Consider the following 16,380-nt stretch of genomic DNA (forward strand, 5'->3'; position numbering starts at 1 on the left):
CAGGTAGATAGGCTGCAGGTGGAAGCCCGGTAACGGGTGGAGCTGAGCAGTACTAATCGGCCGAGAGCCTCGGCCTTTAAACTACCTGAACTGGTTCCTCTATTCAGTTGTCAAAGATGGTTCCTGCGTCTGCAGGGAAAATTGAGAATAAGGAAAGCAAGCGATAGCCTGGTGCCCATAGCGGCGGGGAAACACCCGATCCCATTCCGAACTCGGAAGTTAAGCCCGCCAGCGCCGATGATACTGCCCTGGAGACGGGGTGGGAAAGTAGGGCGGTGCCAGGCTTTTTTTTATTTTTAAGCCATCTTTTTCCATTCAAAAGCGTTTTTCCCTTCTTAAAAGTTCCCCTGATTTTCCGAGAATGTATTGTGGAGAAGTAACTTCATGTTGTATCTTTTGGTACAATTTTAAGTATCAAAATTCCTGAAAGGAAAGAGGAATGCGTTATCTTAACTATCTTAAACTTCCGGTTGCTTCAACATCTTATGTTGTTGTTTTTTTGTTGTTGATTCTTTTCTTTGCTCTTTTTCTTTTTACAGTTGCTGCTGTCAGAAAATTTATGGAGAAGCGGCGTTATAAATCTTCTTTTTTTAGAGAAGCTTTAAGTAAAGGTTTGACGGAAAGAGAAGCAGAGATCTTGTGGGAGTATTCAGTAAAGGAGGGAAGAGATCCTTTTCTTACTCTTGAATTTAAAGTTGCTTTTGAAAAGGTAGTTGACTATTATTTGCGCACTGCTACCGATGCAGATGAGGAAGTTGTTAAGTCTATGAGAGAAAAGCTTGGCTTTGATGCGATTCCTTTTTTTGTTCCTCTTGTTTCTACAAAAGATATAGAACTTTTCCAGCCAGCCCGGATAGAGCTTCCAGATGGATATTTTGCGGAGGTTACACTTTTTGATAAAGATGAAAGGTATATGTATTGGGCTTTTACTGATCCTTTTCCAAAAAACAGGATAAAAGAGGGAGATGAAGTAACTATTATTTTTATAAGAAAAGCTGATGCGATATATAAATTTACTGTTCCCATAAAGGAAGTCTATGAAGAGAGGGACAGGATAATTATTAAAGTTCCTCATACTTTTTCTCTTCAACGTTATCAGAGGAGAAACTTTGCGAGAGTAGAAGTGGATATCCTTTGTAAGGTGGGCATTTTGACGGATAAAAGCTGGAAGTGGTATGAAGGTCGTTTGAAGGATATAAGCGGTGGTGGAGCAAGGGTTTGTCTTCCTTACGGTGATGAAAAGCCCCCTATATCTATCTTGACAGAGATAAAACTTGAGTTTTTCCTTGAAGGGAAGCATTTTTCTTTGAACGCTAATGTGGTTAATGAGGATTTGAGAGAAAAAGTTCTCTGTTTTGGTGTTCAATTTGTTGATATTAAAGAAACAGAGCAGCAGGCAATTTTGCGATTTGTAAAGAAAGAGCAGAAGAAACTTGCGGAACTTTTTGTGAGAAATAGATAATGAAAGCTTTTTCCCTTTTTATAAAACAGAGAGATTTGATGATAAAGAGGGAAGAGTATAAACTTCGCCAGTTATTTGATCGGCTTGATAAAATTTCAAAAGATATAAAAACATTGAATCATACTTATGAAAGATTGAAAGAAGAAATGAAAAATTCAAAAAGTGCCGCTGAACTTTTTGAAAAAAATGCTTATTCCCACTATATTTTGAGCGAGATAGCCAGAAAAGAGGAAGAAAGAGTAAATTTGTTGAAGAATATAGATAATTTAAAAAAGAGACTTTCACGGTTGCACGGTGAAAAAAAGGCGGTTGAAAGGTTTATAATGAAGCTGGAAAGAGAGAAAAAAAGAGAAGAGTTGATTCAAGAAGGGAGACTTGCCGATGAGGTATTTAGCAGGCGTTTTAGCGATTCTTCTTTTAATAGTTAGTCCTGCATTTTCTCAGGAAGCCGAGAAGGTCGAACTTCAGAAGGAAATTAAACGTTTAACTGCTTTGAGAGATGAGGTCCAGAAACTTATTCAGAAAAATGAAGTAATACTAAAGAAAATTGAGGAAGAAAGGGAAAAATTAGCAGAGGAAAAAAAAGCATTTGAAAATGAGATAAAATCTGTTCAGAATGAACGTTATAAGCGTCTGGCAAAGATTTTTTCAAAGATGGATCCAGAGCTTGCCGGGCAGAAGATTTCTGCAATGGATAATATGACAGAGGCTGCTTATATTTTCTTGAACATGAAGGAAAGGTACGCTGGGCAGATTTTGAACTATGTTAGACCCGATAAAGTTAACGAAATTGTAAAAATAATGGCTGAAGTTAAGAGACAAAATGGCGGTTAATCTTTTTAAATAAAGTCCTGCCGTGTATAATTAATCCTGTTATTTCCATCCCGGAGAAGGTTCATGTTTAAATTTTCCGTTAAACGTATTCACTTTATTGGTATAGGTGGTATAGGAATTTCAGGGCTTGCATATCTTTTCAAAAAAGAAGGGTATGATGTAAGCGGTTCGGATATAAGGGAAAGTGAAACAACAAGATTCCTTGAGAAAGAAGGAATAAATGTTTACATAGGGCATCGAAAAGAAAATGTTAAAGATGCTGATGTTGTTATTTATACCTCAGCCGCAAAACGTTCCAATCCCGAAATAGTTGCAGCACTTGAGAAGGGTATTCCTGTTGTTCCAAGATGTGATGCTCTTTCGGAACTTATGCGATTCAAGGAGGGGATAGCTGTTGCTGGAACACACGGAAAAACGACGACAAGTTCTATGATTTCAAAAGTTTTTTATGATGATGGTTTTGATCCAACTATTTTGGTCGGAGGTAAACTCGACTTTCTCGGTTTCAGGAATGCGTATTACGGTAAAAGTGATATTATGATTGCAGAAACTGATGAAAGTGATGGAACTTTTTTAAAAATACTTCCATCTGTTAGTGTTATAACGAATATTGATACTGATCATCTTGATTTTTACAAAGATATAGAAACGATAAAACGTTCTTTTATTGAGTTTGCAAATAGAGTTTCTTTTTATGGAAAAGTTTTTCTCTGTGGTGAGTGTAGAAATGTCAGAGATATTTTTTCTAAAATTTACAAAAAGAAGCTGATTTATGGCTTTTCCAGGGATTTTGATCTCTGCGCTTGTAATGTAGTACAAGATGGACTCTCAATCCGTTTTGATGTTCTTTTTAAGGGAAAGTTTGAGGGAAACATTTTTCTTCCTGTTCCGGGTAAACATAATGTTTTAAATGCTCTTGCAGCTGTTGGTGTTTCTCTGGAGGCAGGCATACCGTTTACTAAGATAGCAGAAAGCCTTTCAACCTTTAAAAATGCCAAAAGAAGGGCAGAGATAAAAGGAGAAGAAGCAGGAGTTATTGTTATTGACGATTACGGCCATCATCCGACAGAGATAGAGAATACGTATAAAGGTATAAGGGAAGCTTATCCTGATAAAAAGGTGTTGGTTCTTTTCCAGCCTCACAGATATACAAGGACGAAACTTTTGTGGGATGAGTTTACACAGGTGTTAAGCGGGATAGACAACCTGTTCATAACCGATATCTATCCGGCAGGCGAGGAGCCGATAGATGATATTTCGGCAAAGAAGTTAGCCGATTTGTGTGGTGCCGTGTATGTTGGAGATGTGGAAAATGCTGTGTCTTCTATTCTGCCGCTTCTTGAACCTGATACTGTTCTCCTTACACTCGGCGCCGGAAATGTCTATCTTGCTGGTGAGAAAATTCTTCAGATTCTTAAAAAGAGTCGAGGGATATAGAACTTTTTCCGTTAAATGTTCTTTCATAAAGCTCTATAAATGCAACGATGGATAAGGGTATTGTTACGGTAAGACCTATTAGGAAGAATAGAGCTCCGATGGCGTTTATCAAGAAGATGACAAGTCCGAAAATGAAATATTGAAGCCAGTGTTTATGAACCGTTTTCCTGCTAGTTTCGAGTGCTTCCCATGGGGACAGTTTTTTATCTATCAAAAGATAAGGAGCAAATATATATCCTACTGAAAGGTAAATGCCCGGTATAATCAGTAACATAAAGGCTATTACAAGTATGATACTTTCAAGGACACTCATTATTACGTAATTTGTTCCAAGATTCATATCTTCAAACATTATAAACAGGTCTAAAATTTCGGCATTTCCTTCTCTCACGAGTTTTATCATGGTGTATATAAAACCACCACTTAGCAGAGTGTTGAATAAAAATCCTATTACTTCGCCGATAAGGGCAAGATGCAGGTTTCTCAAAATTGTGGTCAATATTTGAAGTGCGAAGAGGATAAGTAGGTAGATGCCCACGAATTTTATTATGACACCAAACCTTTTCTTTGTTACCTGCCACGATAGTTTTATAATTTCTAAGGTATTAATGTTTTTCATTCACAATTCTCCATTCAAGTTATTATTTTAAAATGATACCAAATTATTGTTAAGGGCGGTTTAAGTGGTAGAAGAAAAGATATTGAAAGCTATAGAGCTTCTTAGTAGTGTCATAAAAGGAAAGAGAAACGTAGTTGAGCTTGCCTTTGAAGCTTTACTTTCAGAAGGGCATTTGCTTATAGAAGATGTTCCTGGACTTGGTAAAACAACTCTTGCACTTGGGCTTGCTAAGATTTTAAATCTATCTTTTGGCAGGATTCAGTGTACGTCGGATCTTATGCCTGCAGATGTTGTTGGAGTTTCCGTTTTTAATCCTGCAACCAGGGAGTTTGAATTTAAGGAGGGTCCTGTTTTTAACAATGTAGTTCTGGTTGATGAGATAAACCGTGCAATGCCTAAAACGCAGAGTGCTCTTCTTGAGGCTATGGAAGAAAAGCAGATTACTGTTGACAGAGAGACTATAAAATTGCCTTCTCCGTTTTTTGTCATAGCAACGCAGAATCCTCTTGAACAGGCTGGAACGTTTCCTCTTCCAGAATCGCAACTTGATCGGTTTTCTGTGAAAACGTCGATGGGTTATCCCGATGTTTCTCTTGAAAGGGAACTCCTTCTTGAAGGAAGCGTAAAGGATGAGATAGAGAGGTTGCCTTCAGTTCTTACTGTTGATGATATAAAAAGGGCTGTGGAAGAGGTTAAAAAGATTTACCTTTCTGAAAAGATGGCAGATTACATTCTTTCTATTGCCTGGAAAACGAGAAAGAGCAAGTTTTTCCGTTACGGTCTTTCTGTTAGGGGTGTTCTTGTCCTTTCAAAGATTGCAAAGGCAAGAGCTTACCTTAAAGGAAGAGATTTTGTGATTCCTGAAGATGTTCTGGAAACATTTTTGTTTGTTGTTCCTCACAGACTTATTCCTTCTTACGAGTATGATGATATGAATAAACAGGAGGTTGTAAAATCTTTGGTAGAAGAGGTAGAACCGCCGGCTTGAAAGTTACAATAATCGGCTGGTTTTTCATATTTGCCACAATAGTTATCGGAGTGGCTGCGGTAAACACGGGAAACAATCTTCTTTACTTGATTGTTTCTTTCCTTCTTTCAGTAATGGCGATTTCGGGAACAGTCGGTAAAGCAAATCTTTCAGGGTTATCGATTAGTTTGATGCCTTTAGGTTCTGTTTTTGCAGGTGTGCAGTCTCCCTTTATTTTAAGGGTGTTAAACAGAAAAAGATTTTTCCCTTCATTTCTGATTTCCGTTGAAGTAAACGATAGTTCGGTAGCTATTTTAAGCATCATTTTACCAAAGGAAAGTTCTAAAAAGATTTTTTATCTTTCTTTTCCCGATAGAGGTAAGGTTAAGGATGTTTCTGTAAAGTTAATATCTCCTTTTCCTTTCAGATTTTTTTATCGCTGGAAGATTATCCACCCTGAATTTGAAGTTATCGTTTATCCTAAACCCTTAAAGTCTTCTTTGAGAGAGGTTGAGGTTTCTTCGGGAAGGAGAAAGCATCTGCAAGGTATAGGTAATGGAGAGTTTTTAAAGTTAAGGAATTATGTCCCGGGAGATGAGCCTAAACGTATACATTGGAAAGTCTCTGCCGGGAAAGGTGAGCTTTTCACAAAAGAATTTTCAGATACGGGAGATGTTCCTGTTGTTATAGATTTACAATCTCTTGCCGGTTCAACAGAAGAGAAACTTTCCAGAGCTACTTATTTGATTCTTCAGGCGTTTCGTTCAAAAGTTCCTGTTGGTATCAGGGCAGGTGATTTTTATATTCATCCGTCAACAGATGAGAGTGAAAAGAGGCGGATGCTGGAGTTTCTTGCCCTTTACGGGAAGGAAAAGCTATGAGGAAATTCAAGGTAAAGAGGATTGTTTTTATTCTTTCTTTTCTTGCAGCTCTGACAGGTGCTGCCGTGATTTTTCCTTTTGTTCCTTTTCCGGTTTCTGTTTTTTTCCTTCTGTCGTCTGGTTTCGCTGTGTGGCGGGAATTTAAGAGGTTAAGGGGCGATGTTATTGAAAGAAGAATTTTGAACGTTTTTGCCCTTACCGGTACGGTTCTTCTTCTTTCGAAAGTTAACCTTGAAAATCTTGTTATTCCGATAGCTTCGGTATTGATGTTTTTGCTTTCGATAAAGTTTATGGAGGATAAAAGACAGAGGGATTTTTATCAAATACTTGCCCTTTCCCTTTTTCAGTTTGCGGCTGGTTCTGTTTTCCTGTTTAGTATTAGATTTTTCTTCCTCTTTGTTCTGGAAGCCTTTTTGATTATTTCGGCTACGGTTCTCCTCTCTTTTCAGGCTTTAGAAGATGAGATATGCCTCTCTGCTAAGGAACTTGGTTATGTTTTTGGCTTTTCCATTATATTTTTTTCCGTTTCTCTTCCGTTGACACTCTTTTTCTTTTTTGTTCTTCCAAGGACAGAGAAGCCTCTGGTAGATGTTGGTATGAAATCCCGGGTAGGTGTTACTGGTTTTACCAACACGGTAGCTCCCGGACAGGTTGCTTCTATTCAGCAGATAGATGCCGTTTTCATGAGAGTGAAGACAGAGAGATTGCCTTTTAATCCTTATTTCAGAGCGATAACTTATGAGAAGTTTGTAAACGGGAGGTGGTTTCACGTTCCTTTAAACTCTGATAGAGAAATGCTTAAAGGAAGAACTATCATGGAAACAGTTATTCTGGAGCCTTACGGTTACAGGAACCTTCCTATGGTTGATGTGCCTTTGAGTATTGGTTTGAAAAATGTTCAGAAAGATGGCAGTTGTTTTTTCTTGAATAAACCTGTTACTAAACGGATAAAGTACAGTGGGGTTTCGGTTTTAATCGATGTTATAAAGGAGAAACTTTCAAAACGGGAGCAGAATTTTTATCTTCAGCTTCCTGAAATGCCTGAGATAAGAAAATTTGTCGACAATGTGTTTGGTAATTTTTCGAAAGCAGATATGCCAGAAGCACTTCAGGTGTTTTTTAGGAGAAATTTTAACTATACGCTGGAAAATTTACCTTCTTCGGTTGAGGACTTTTTATTGAAAGATCACAGGGGAAGTTGTGAGTATTTTGCCAGTGCTGCGGCTGTTATTTTCCGTTTGAAAGGGATTCCTGCCCGCCTTGTCGGAGGTTTTTACGGTGGTGAGTATAATCCTTATGGTGGTTATTACATCGTAAGGGATAAAAATGCTCATGTGTGGGTAGAGTATTACAAAAACGGAGGTTGGCATCGTTTTGAACCAACTTTTGGACAGATTGGAAGAAAAAAAGAAACAGAAGGTAGAAGACTGACGGTCATTGAAAGTGGTCGAATAAAGCTTCCGGAGAGAATAAGGCTTATCCTGGATGCATTGAATTATTACTGGATAAATTTCATTATTAATTATGATTTTTCGATGCAGATCCAGGTAGCAATGAAAATAAGAACAAAATTTCCCGAGATTTTTAGTTTAACGATGCCAAACAGTGTTTATATAAATAAAAATATTTTAATCTATATTTTTTCTTTGGGCTTAATGCTTTTAATTTTTGTTTTGTTTATAAAAACCAGAAAGACAGTGCTTGATGAGTTTTATGATTTAATGAGTCAAATGGGATATGAAAGGTTGAAAAATGAGCCTCTGGAAGTTTTTGTAAAGAGGATAGATGATGAAGATTTGAGGAAAAAGGCGGAAGAATTCGTCAAAATTTATGAGGAGAAGTTTTACAAGGACGAGCCGGTCTGTTGTGTTACACTTGAGAGATTGAGAAATATCCTTAAAGATTTAAAAGAAAATCATTTACATTGAATCCTATTTATAAAGTTGCATTAATATATACTGGATAATAGAATAATAATAAGGAGGTATTTATGGATGAACTTTTAAGAAGTATGGACTTTGATTTCTGGGCTTCAGGTAAGCATAAAATTTCTCCGGAGAAGTTTTTCGAGCTCTGGAAAGACGGAAAGGCAATTTTACTTGATGTAAGAGACAAGAAAGAAACGGAGCTTCTTTCGCTATCTTTCGGTATCAATATTCCTGTTCATGAGATTCCGGATAGACTTGATGAAATTCCGAAAGATAAAACGGTGTGTCTTTTCTGTGCCGGTAAGATAAAAGCTTCTATTGTTTATTTCTATTTACTCAATAAAGGATTTGATAGTGTGAAAATTCTGGCATCTACGATAGAGCAGTTTGCCAGTTTTATAAAACCGGGTTTTATTAAAAAACTGTTTTAAGGGAGAGGAGGAGTGAGAGAGTTTGCTGAAGCAATGAAAATTCTGGGAGAGCCAAACAGACTTCGTATCGTTAAGATGCTTCAAGAAAGGTCTGCTTATGTGTGTGAGATAGCTCAGGTTTTGGGTATTTCCATGGCTACTGTTTCGACACACCTTTCCGTTCTTAAACGGTTTCACATCGTTGAAGATAAGAGGGAGGGTGTAAAAATCCTCTATTCTCTTTCTTCACCGCCGAACAGGGATATAAAGAAACTCCTTGACTTTCTGAAGGAGATAGGTGAAAACTGGAAGGTAACCAAGGAAGATAGAAAGCATCTTCACTCAATAGAAAATGTTGACGAAGTCTGTTCTAAACAAAGGAATACAGAATCCTGATTTCTTCCGGCCATAGTGCCGGATCTATTGTTTCCAGAATAAGTGGGATGTTGTTGAATCTTTCATCTTGCATGATAAATTTGAATGGTTCGAACCCAAGGTTTCCCTTCCCGATTGAGTGGTGCCTGTCAACTCTGCTGGCAAATTTTGATTTTGCATCGTTAAGATGCATTCCTTTGAGATATTGAAATCCGATGATAGAGTTAAACTTTTCCATTGTCTCTTCGAATACCTCTTTAGTCCTTAAATCGTAACCTGCTGCAAAAAGGTGGCATGTGTCAAGACATACGCCTATCCTTGTTTTGTCTTCAACAAGATCAATTATTTCTGCCAGATGTTCAAATCTGTAACCAATATTGCTTCCCTGCCCTGCCGTGTTTTCCAAAACTAAAGTAATATTATTTGTTATTTCGAGAGTTCTGTTTATCGAATCTGCTATCAGTCTTATGCATTCTATTTCTGAGATCTGGCGCAGGTGGCTTCCCGGATGAAAATTCAGATATTTTAATCCAAGGATTTCGCATCTTTTTACTTCATCTATGAATGCGTTTAGAGATTTTTCTCTCTTCTCTTTTACTGGATGTCCTAAGTTTATTAAATAACTATCATGGGGAAGTACATGTTCCGTTTTTATTTCGGCTTTTGAAAGATTTTCCTTGAATTTCTGGACTTCTTCTTCGGGAATTGGTTTTGCCTTCCATTGTCTTTGATTTTTGGTGAATAAGGCAAAGGCTTTTGCGCCTATCTTCATGGCATTAAGCGGGGCATTTGAAACGCCACCTGCAGCACTTACATGAGCACCTATAAACTTCATATTTACTCCTTTTTAGCCGGACAGATATGTCTGAAATCGCACCATTTGCAATGGTTTGATGGAGATGGAATTAACTCAGAAAAACTTTTTCCAAAAAGCTCTTCTTCCACCATTTCTATGATGGGGACTAATTTAAGTTTAAAGTTAAGTATGTCGGTATCGGTAAAGATTTCTCTCTTTATGAAGCCGTATCTAACGTTGTGGACTTCCAGGGCAAGTTTTTTAAATTCTGGATATTTTGCTTTTGCTAAAAGTGCATACCAACGGAGTTGCGTTTTCATTCTTTTTGAGAAATCTCTGTTTCTGTTTGTTTTGTGATCTACGATGTAAAGGGTATCTTCCTGGGCAAAAACAAAGTCAAGCTTTCCTCTTATAAATGCTTCTTCTTCGTTGAATTTTGACGGCAGAAATTCTCTATTTATGCAAAGTTCGACTTCCGAATGAAAAAATTGGATTTTTCCGAGGCGTCTTAATTGGCCGTTCACATAGTTTAATATTTTAGGCATGAACGGCTTCACTTTTTCATAGTCAATGGAAGGTTCTTTCTGCTTGAACTGTTCGAAGAAATATTTGAGGATGTTATAATTGAGAGGTTTTTGTCTTTTAAAAATGGTATTTATTGCGTTTTCAAGTATGTAGTGAACACCGCTTCCAAGTATGAAAAAGTCTGCTCTTTCTGCAGGCTCCTGTTTCTCTACATAGGTCCAGTAAAAATCATAAGCGCATCTTTTGGCTTTTTGAACTTTTGAAAAAGACCAGGGCCTTAAATGTTTTATATCTATCCGCGTTTCGTTAATTTTGATTTTCATAAAAGCTATTTTATCATTTTACATTGGCTTGGTTAGCGGAAAATTGGAGTTGTTAAGGGTTATATTTAATAATAACTGGTATAGTAAACAAATTTTCGATTTCAGGGGGAAAAGATGGTTCGTTATCCGGCAGTTGCAGGGCAGTTTTATCCAGCATCTCCTGAAGATTTGAAAATGATGCTTGATTCAATGTGTGAGCCTGCACCTAAAGTTAAGGCAAAGGCAATAATAGTTCCTCATGCAGGATATATCTATTCAGGTCGCGTTGCAGGTGCTACGTATAGCAGGGTTGAAATTCCAGATTTAAATGTGCTTCTTGGCCCTAATCACACGGGGCTTGGTAGCAGAGTTTCTGTTTTTCCCGATGGAATCTGGGTAACTCCTTTTGGAGAGGTACCTGTTAGTAGTGAGGTTGCAGGGGAGCTCGCATCCCAGCCTCCTTACGAGCCTGATGTGAATGCCCATATATACGAGCACTCTCTTGAAGTACAAATTCCGTTTCTTCAGTATTGTTCAGGATTTAGGGATTCTCTTTCCATAGTACCGGTGGTTTTTAGCTTTATAAGTTATGAAGAGTGTGAGCGTGCCGGCAAAATCCTTGCCGATGTGATGGCAGATAGAGACGGTTTGATTGTGATAAGTTCTGACTTTTCCCATTATGTTACTCAGGAGAAAGCTAAAGAGATGGATAAGCTTGCAATAGATGCCATTTTGAGTCTTGACCCTTATGAACTTTATACAAGGGTGGTTACATACAATATTTCCATGTGCGGTGTTATTCCTGCAACGGTAGGCCTTGTGGCAGCCAAGCTTCTCGGTGCAACATCAGCTGAGCTTGTAATGTATAGGACTTCTGGTGATGTGACAGGTAATTACAGAGAGGTTGTCAGTTATGGTGGATTAATCATATATTAATGGTATAATCAATGCTCATACTCAAATTGAGAAGGAGAGGAACATTGGAGAATAAGGTAGATTATCAGGAGATAGCTGAGTTTTTAAAGGCACTTTCTCATCCTACAAGGTTGCAGATTGTTGAGTATCTTGCTGGTGGTGAGAAGTGTGTTAAAGAGATATGGGAGGAGCTTGGCATTCCTCAGCCTACTGCTTCTCAGCATATTAATGTTCTGAAAAATGCAGGAATTATCTGCTACAAGAAAGAAGGTGTGAGAACATGTTATAGGATTAAAGATGACAGAGTTATACAAATCTTACAAATACTTAAAGAGGAGGAATAGTTGGATGGCTAGAGAAATTCAAACAATCGAGGAATTTGAGAGGGAAGTTCTTTCATCTGATGTACCAGTTTTAGTAGACTTCTGGGCACCGTGGTGTGGTCCTTGTAGAATGCTTGCTCCTACCATAGAAGAGCTTGCCAATCAGTATAAAGGAAAAATTAAGGTATTTAAAGTTAACACTGATGATCTTCCTATGCTTGCTATGCAGTATGGAATTAGGGGTATTCCTACGGTTATGCTCTTTGTAAATGGAGAGCCCGCCGATGTTAAGGTGGGTCTTCAGCCGAAGGCTGTTTTTGAACAAACAATAGAAAGATTTATCGGGGAAGAGTAATGTTTGATACCCTTTGGGATGTTGTAATAGTAGGAGCCGGTCCTGCGGGACTGGCTTCTGCCATATATACAGGAAGAAGTAATTTAAATACGCTTGTCCTTGACAGTATGTTTCCCGGCGGGCAGCTACTTATAACCGAAATGATAGAGAACTATCCCGGTTTTCCTGAGCCGATGGCCGGTTTCGAACTTTCAGATAGGATGAAGAAGCAGGCGGAAAAATTTGGTGCTGTTATAAAGAGTGGATATTCTGTAAGTAAAGTTGATCTGGATGGTGATATCTTCGTTCTGAAACTTGAATCGGGTGGTGAATTAAAAGCAAAGACTGTTATATGGGCTGCCGGTTCTACTCCGAGAAAGCTTGGTGTTCCCGGAGAGGCAGAATTTTTGGGAAGAGGTGTTTCTTACTGTGCCGTGTGCGACGGTGCTCTGTTTAAAGGTAGGGATGTTGCCGTTGTTGGTGGTGGAGATTCTGCCCTTGAAGAGGCCCTCTATCTTACGAAATTTGCTAACAAGGTTTACCTAATTCATAGGAGAGATAAGTTTCGTGCTGTGCCTATTGTTCAGGAGAGAGTTAAGGCGAATGAAAAGATAGAACCAATTTTAAATAAAGTTGTAGAGTCTATAAACGGAGAACAGTTTGTCGAGTCACTTACCCTTAAAGATACTGTTACCGGGAAAAAGAGCGAGCAAAAGGTAGATGGCATTTTCATCTTTATAGGTAGTGAGCCTAATACGGCTCCCATAGCTCATCTGGTTGAGCTTGACGATAGAGGTTATATCCTTACCGATGATGAAATGAAAACGGCAACACCGGGACTTTTTGCAGCAGGTGATACGCGTAAAAAGCCTTTAAAGCAGGTAATTACGGCTGCTGCTGATGGAGCCGTTGCAGCTATGTCGGCATCAAAGTATTTAGAGGAGAAGGAATGAAAAGGAAAATAGCCATAAGCCTTTTTCTGGCTGCTGCATTCATAGGCGGATGCGGGCAGAATAAGACTGTTTCTCAGAAAAAGCCTGCCGTTCAAAAAGATTCGCAGGAATCTAAGAAGCCAAAGTGTGCGGTGGGTTATAACTTTGAGCTAACCACTGTAAACGGTAAAAAGATAAAACTTTCTGACTTTAAAGGGAAAGTGGTGGTTCTTCAGTTTTTCGGAACGTTCTGTCCTACGTGCAGGAGGGAGATCCCTGTCCTTAATAAACTTTATGAAGAGTATGGCGGTAAGGTTGTGGTGATCGGAATGAATACTGATTACGAAGGTAATCCTCCGCCGGCCTTGAAGCAGTTTGTTAAAGAAGAAGGTATTAAATATCCTGTGGTTGTTACTGATCAAAAAACATGGATGAACTATCCTGGATATTTTACTGGAAGTGATATAATTCCCCAGACGTTTTTTATAGATAAAAATGGGGATGTTTGCTACTATGGCGTCGGTTTTGCTCCTGGAGATGAAGCAAGATACAAGGCTGCCATAGATAAGCTACTGCACGGATGATAACGGTAAAAAAGGCGCAGCTTTACAAAACGGTTTTCAAGCCAGAGGACTTGCCAGATACGCCTTATAACGAGGTTGCCTTCGTTGGTCGTTCTAACGTGGGCAAATCTTCCCTTCTTAACACTGTTGTCAAAAATTATCGACTTGCGAAGGTGAGTTCGTTACCTGGGAAAACACGTTCCGTAAACTTTTACTTTATTAACGATAAATTTTTTGTAGTTGATCTTCCCGGTTATGGTTTTGCCAAACTTTCAAAGGCTGAGCAGCAGCGCTGGAAAAAGCTTATAGAGTCTTATTTAATCGATAGAGATAAATTAAAGGGTGTGTTTTTACTTATTGATGCAAAAGTAGGTCCTACTGAAAAAGATATTATAATGAGAGAATGGCTTGATTATTACGGGATTCCTTACTGTGTTGTGGCTACCAAAGTGGATAAGCTGAGAAAACAGTCTGAGAAAGCAACGCTTAAAAAAATGATAAGGCGGAAACTTGGAATAGATGAAGATATTCAAATAATTCCTTTTTCTGCAAAGACACGGGAAGGCAGGATTGAGATCCTGAAACAGATTGAACAGTTTTTGGAGCAGTAATGCTTTCGGAACTTTCAATTAAAAATTTCGCCACTATAGAAAAAGCCGATTTAATATTTGATACCGGTTTGAATGTTATTGTCGGTGAAACTGGAGCAGGAAAATCTCTTCTCCTTGGTGCAATAGGGTTCTTAAAGGGAGATAGATTAAAACTTCCTGTTTCTGATGAGGCGTTTGTTGAAGCTGTTTTCGAAAGGGATGATGATGAAATAATTGTTCGCCGTGAAGTTGTTAACGGCAGAAGTCGTTTTTTTCTTGATGGCAGACGGGTTCCTCAAAGTTTGGTAAAAGAGCAGATAGCTCCTTTTATAACGATTCAGTCTCAGCATGAATCGATAACTCTATTAAAGCCTTCCCGTCAGTTGAAAATAGTAGATCAGTTTGCTGAAAATATAGAACTTTTGAAAGAGTATAGAGCTGCTTATGATGTTTTTCAGGAAGCAAAGAGAAGGTTGGAATCTTTAAAAGAGAGTGTGGCAGAAAGGGAAAGGAAGATTGACATCCTTAAATTTCAGATAAATGAGCTTGAAAGTATCGAGTGGGGAGAGGAAATAGAAGCAGAACTTTCAAGGCTTGTAGAGATCCTTTCAAAGGCGGAGAAGATAAAAGAGGTGATAGCCCTTTCGCGAATGGAGCTTTACGAAGGTGAAGAATCTGCTTACAGCAAGGTAGGTAGAGTTTTAAGGGAGCTTGAAGAACTTGAATTAAGTGATTTGATGGAGGAGCTTTCAGACATTCATTACAGGATAGAAGGTTTTGTTTTTGAACTTGAAAAGAGACTTTCCATTCCTGAAACGGAAGAGTCTCTTGAAGAGATAGAAGATAGACTTTATGAAATGAGAAAGCTTAAAGAAAAATACGGGCCCTCGTGGGAAGATGTGGATGCTTTTTATAAAAAAGCTAAAAAAGAGCTTGAAGAGCTGGAAAATCTTGATATTGAGATAGAAACTGCTGAGAAAAACTACCTTGAAGCAAAAGCAAGAGTGGAAAATCTTGCCGAAAAGCTTACAAGGTCCAGGAAAGAAGCTGCCGGAAAACTTGAAAAGCGAATAAAAGAACATCTTGATAACCTTGAGCTTAAGCATGCTAAATTTAAGATAGCTTTTGAATCTACACCTCTTTCATCTACAGGTAAGGATAAAATTTCTTTTTTATTTACAGGTAATCCCTCCTTGCCTCTTCAGCCGATAGGTATTTCTATTTCTGGGGGAGAGCTTTCGAGATTGCTTCTTTCTATTCTTGCTGAAAGTGGAAAGACTTCTGGTGTTTTAGTTTTTGATGAGATAGATGCTGGTATGTCCGGGAAGGTTCTTTCCCGGGTAGCGGAGAAGCTGGCGAAAATTTCCCGTAACGTTCAGATTATTGCTGTTTCTCATTCTCCGGCAGTTGTTGCCGTGGCAGATGCAGTTTTCAAAGTTGTTAAATCGTCTGATGGTAGTATAAGTGTAAGTCGTTTAGAAGGAGAACAGGTTGAGCAGGAAATTGCAAGAATGATTGCAGGGGAAGTGACGGAGGGCTCTATTCAGGCTGCTCGTGAGCTTATGGAGCGGAAGCGTGAATATAATAAATGAAGGTGAAATGAAAACGTTTTTCTTTCTATCAATTCTCATCATCTACCTTCTGTCAGTGATACCGGCTCAGGAACTTCCTCCTACTAATGATAAGTTAAACCATATTGCAGCTTTCTCTTATCTCTCTTTTCGGTAGTGTACGATATTTTGTGTAAGCTTGAGAAATGGGATAACCTCCTGGGGAACACCCCACAAATACCAACCCCAGGAGGCAAAAATGGAACTACAGAAGATTTTACCAGACCTAGTTAAGGAAGTGGTAAAGCAAACCTTAGAGTCAATCATGACGGCTGAAAGAGAAGTGTTTCTTAAAGAACATGGAGGAACAAAGAACGGCTTTTACGTTAGAAACTTAGATACTGTTATCGGTAAGCTTGAAAATCTGAGAATTCCAAGAGATAGAGAGGGAAAATTCAGAACAAAGTTGATAGAACCTTATAGAAGAAGAGATATCAATCTTGAAGACTTAATACTTGGGATGTTTGCCTCTGGTATGAGTGCAAGAGCAGTAGCCCAGGCTCTTGAAAGCGTGTTTGAACTTAAATACTCACCCTCAACCATAAGCAAAATATCGCAGGTAACCTTAGAGGAAATA

Annotated in this window: 20 protein-coding genes and 2 rRNA genes; 19 read left to right on the top strand and 3 right to left on the bottom strand. The window is 38.5% G+C overall.

The features are described 5' to 3' along the window. From BLW93_RS07690 to murC, 6 genes are all read left to right on the top strand, one after another. A 23S ribosomal RNA gene (locus tag BLW93_RS07690) occupies positions 1-77 on the top strand; the annotation flags it as partial. A gap of 90 nt (positions 78-167) precedes the next feature. Continuing rightward, a 5S ribosomal RNA gene (rrf, locus tag BLW93_RS07695) occupies positions 168-284 on the top strand. Positions 285-439: 155 nt separating this feature from the next. Further along, entirely contained in the window at positions 440-1,462 is a 1,023-nt protein-coding gene (locus tag BLW93_RS07700; protein ID WP_076713500.1) for a flagellar brake protein, read from the top strand. Further along, positions 1,462-1,890, top strand: a complete 429-nt coding sequence (locus BLW93_RS07705) for a flagellar export protein FliJ (protein ID WP_076713501.1) — start codon at positions 1,462-1,464, stop codon at positions 1,888-1,890. The genes BLW93_RS07700 and BLW93_RS07705 overlap by 1 nt, the downstream gene beginning before the upstream one ends. Then, on the top strand, positions 1,844-2,296 hold the full coding sequence (locus tag BLW93_RS07710) for a MotE family protein (protein WP_076713502.1): 453 nt from the start codon (positions 1,844-1,846) through the stop codon (positions 2,294-2,296). Before BLW93_RS07705 ends, BLW93_RS07710 begins: the two co-directional genes overlap by 47 nt. Positions 2,297-2,359: 63 nt before the next feature. Then, entirely contained in the window at positions 2,360-3,733 is a 1,374-nt protein-coding gene (gene murC, locus BLW93_RS07715) for a UDP-N-acetylmuramate--L-alanine ligase (RefSeq protein ID WP_076713503.1), read from the top strand. On the opposite strand, the gene BLW93_RS07720 is transcribed toward murC, so the two are convergent. Then, positions 3,711-4,352: a hypothetical protein gene (locus tag BLW93_RS07720; protein ID WP_076713504.1), complete on the bottom strand. Its 642-nt coding sequence runs from the start codon at positions 4,350-4,352 to the stop codon at positions 3,711-3,713. The two genes, murC and BLW93_RS07720, sit on opposite strands and share 23 nt — an antisense overlap. Positions 4,353-4,416: 64 nt before the next feature. On the opposite strand from BLW93_RS07720, the gene BLW93_RS07725 reads away from it, so the two are divergent. The 5 genes from BLW93_RS07725 to BLW93_RS07745 all read left to right on the top strand — a co-directional run bounded on the left by BLW93_RS07725 (position 4,417) and on the right by BLW93_RS07745 (position 8,934). Further along, entirely contained in the window at positions 4,417-5,340 is a 924-nt protein-coding gene (locus BLW93_RS07725) for an AAA family ATPase (protein WP_076713505.1), read from the top strand. Beyond that, positions 5,337-6,200, top strand: a complete 864-nt coding sequence (locus BLW93_RS07730) for a DUF58 domain-containing protein (protein ID WP_076713506.1) — start codon at positions 5,337-5,339, stop codon at positions 6,198-6,200. The genes BLW93_RS07725 and BLW93_RS07730 overlap by 4 nt, the downstream gene beginning before the upstream one ends. Further along, a complete protein-coding gene (locus BLW93_RS07735) occupies positions 6,197-8,128 on the top strand; it encodes a transglutaminase TgpA family protein (protein WP_076713507.1) in 1,932 nt (643 codons plus the stop codon). Before BLW93_RS07730 ends, BLW93_RS07735 begins: the two co-directional genes overlap by 4 nt. A gap of 62 nt (positions 8,129-8,190) precedes the next feature. Next, positions 8,191-8,559, top strand: a complete 369-nt coding sequence (locus BLW93_RS07740; RefSeq protein ID WP_076713508.1) for a rhodanese-like domain-containing protein — start codon at positions 8,191-8,193, stop codon at positions 8,557-8,559. A gap of 12 nt (positions 8,560-8,571) precedes the next feature. Further along, positions 8,572-8,934 carry an ArsR/SmtB family transcription factor gene (locus tag BLW93_RS07745; RefSeq protein WP_076713509.1) on the top strand — a complete coding sequence of 121 codons (363 nt, stop codon included), beginning with the start codon at positions 8,572-8,574 and terminating at the stop codon, positions 8,932-8,934. Here the strand turns inward: BLW93_RS07745 and nfo are convergent. Then, positions 8,909-9,748 (bottom strand): deoxyribonuclease IV, encoded by an 840-nt coding sequence (gene nfo, locus BLW93_RS07750; RefSeq protein ID WP_076713510.1) that lies wholly within the window; start codon positions 9,746-9,748, stop codon positions 8,909-8,911. The two genes, BLW93_RS07745 and nfo, sit on opposite strands and share 26 nt — an antisense overlap. Before the next feature lie 2 nt (positions 9,749-9,750). Next, a complete protein-coding gene (locus tag BLW93_RS07755) occupies positions 9,751-10,557 on the bottom strand; it encodes a PD-(D/E)XK nuclease family protein (protein WP_076713511.1) in 807 nt (268 codons plus the stop codon). 114 nt (positions 10,558-10,671) lie between these two features. Between BLW93_RS07755 and amrB the strand changes: the two genes are divergently transcribed. The 8 genes from amrB to BLW93_RS07795 form a co-directional block, all read left to right on the top strand. Then, positions 10,672-11,472, top strand: a complete 801-nt coding sequence (gene amrB / locus BLW93_RS07760) for an AmmeMemoRadiSam system protein B (RefSeq protein WP_076713512.1) — start codon at positions 10,672-10,674, stop codon at positions 11,470-11,472. 44 nt (positions 11,473-11,516) lie between these two features. Then, positions 11,517-11,795, top strand: a complete 279-nt coding sequence (locus BLW93_RS07765) for an ArsR/SmtB family transcription factor (protein WP_245792014.1) — start codon at positions 11,517-11,519, stop codon at positions 11,793-11,795. A gap of 4 nt (positions 11,796-11,799) precedes the next feature. Further along, positions 11,800-12,129, top strand: coding sequence for a thioredoxin (trxA, locus tag BLW93_RS07770; RefSeq protein WP_076713514.1), 330 nt, complete (start codon positions 11,800-11,802; stop codon positions 12,127-12,129). Next, positions 12,129-13,061, top strand: a complete 933-nt coding sequence (trxB, locus tag BLW93_RS07775; RefSeq protein ID WP_076713515.1) for a thioredoxin-disulfide reductase — start codon at positions 12,129-12,131, stop codon at positions 13,059-13,061. The genes trxA and trxB overlap by 1 nt, the downstream gene beginning before the upstream one ends. Further along, entirely contained in the window at positions 13,058-13,624 is a 567-nt protein-coding gene (locus tag BLW93_RS07780; RefSeq protein ID WP_076713516.1) for a TlpA family protein disulfide reductase, read from the top strand. The genes trxB and BLW93_RS07780 overlap by 4 nt, the downstream gene beginning before the upstream one ends. After that, positions 13,621-14,214, top strand: a complete 594-nt coding sequence (gene yihA / locus BLW93_RS07785) for a ribosome biogenesis GTP-binding protein YihA/YsxC (RefSeq protein ID WP_076713517.1) — start codon at positions 13,621-13,623, stop codon at positions 14,212-14,214. Before BLW93_RS07780 ends, yihA begins: the two co-directional genes overlap by 4 nt. Next, positions 14,214-15,785: a DNA repair protein RecN gene (locus BLW93_RS07790; RefSeq protein ID WP_076713518.1), complete on the top strand. Its 1,572-nt coding sequence runs from the start codon at positions 14,214-14,216 to the stop codon at positions 15,783-15,785. The genes yihA and BLW93_RS07790 overlap by 1 nt, the downstream gene beginning before the upstream one ends. A 157-nt stretch (positions 15,786-15,942) precedes the next feature. Then, positions 15,943-16,380, top strand: a 438-nt coding sequence (locus tag BLW93_RS07795) for a transposase (protein WP_245791970.1), incomplete at its 3' end; no start/stop codon positions are given.

It is taken from the genome of Desulfurobacterium indicum (genome assembly GCF_001968985.1).
Classification (GTDB): Bacteria; Aquificota; Aquificia; order Desulfurobacteriales; family Desulfurobacteriaceae; genus Desulfurobacterium_A; species Desulfurobacterium_A indicum.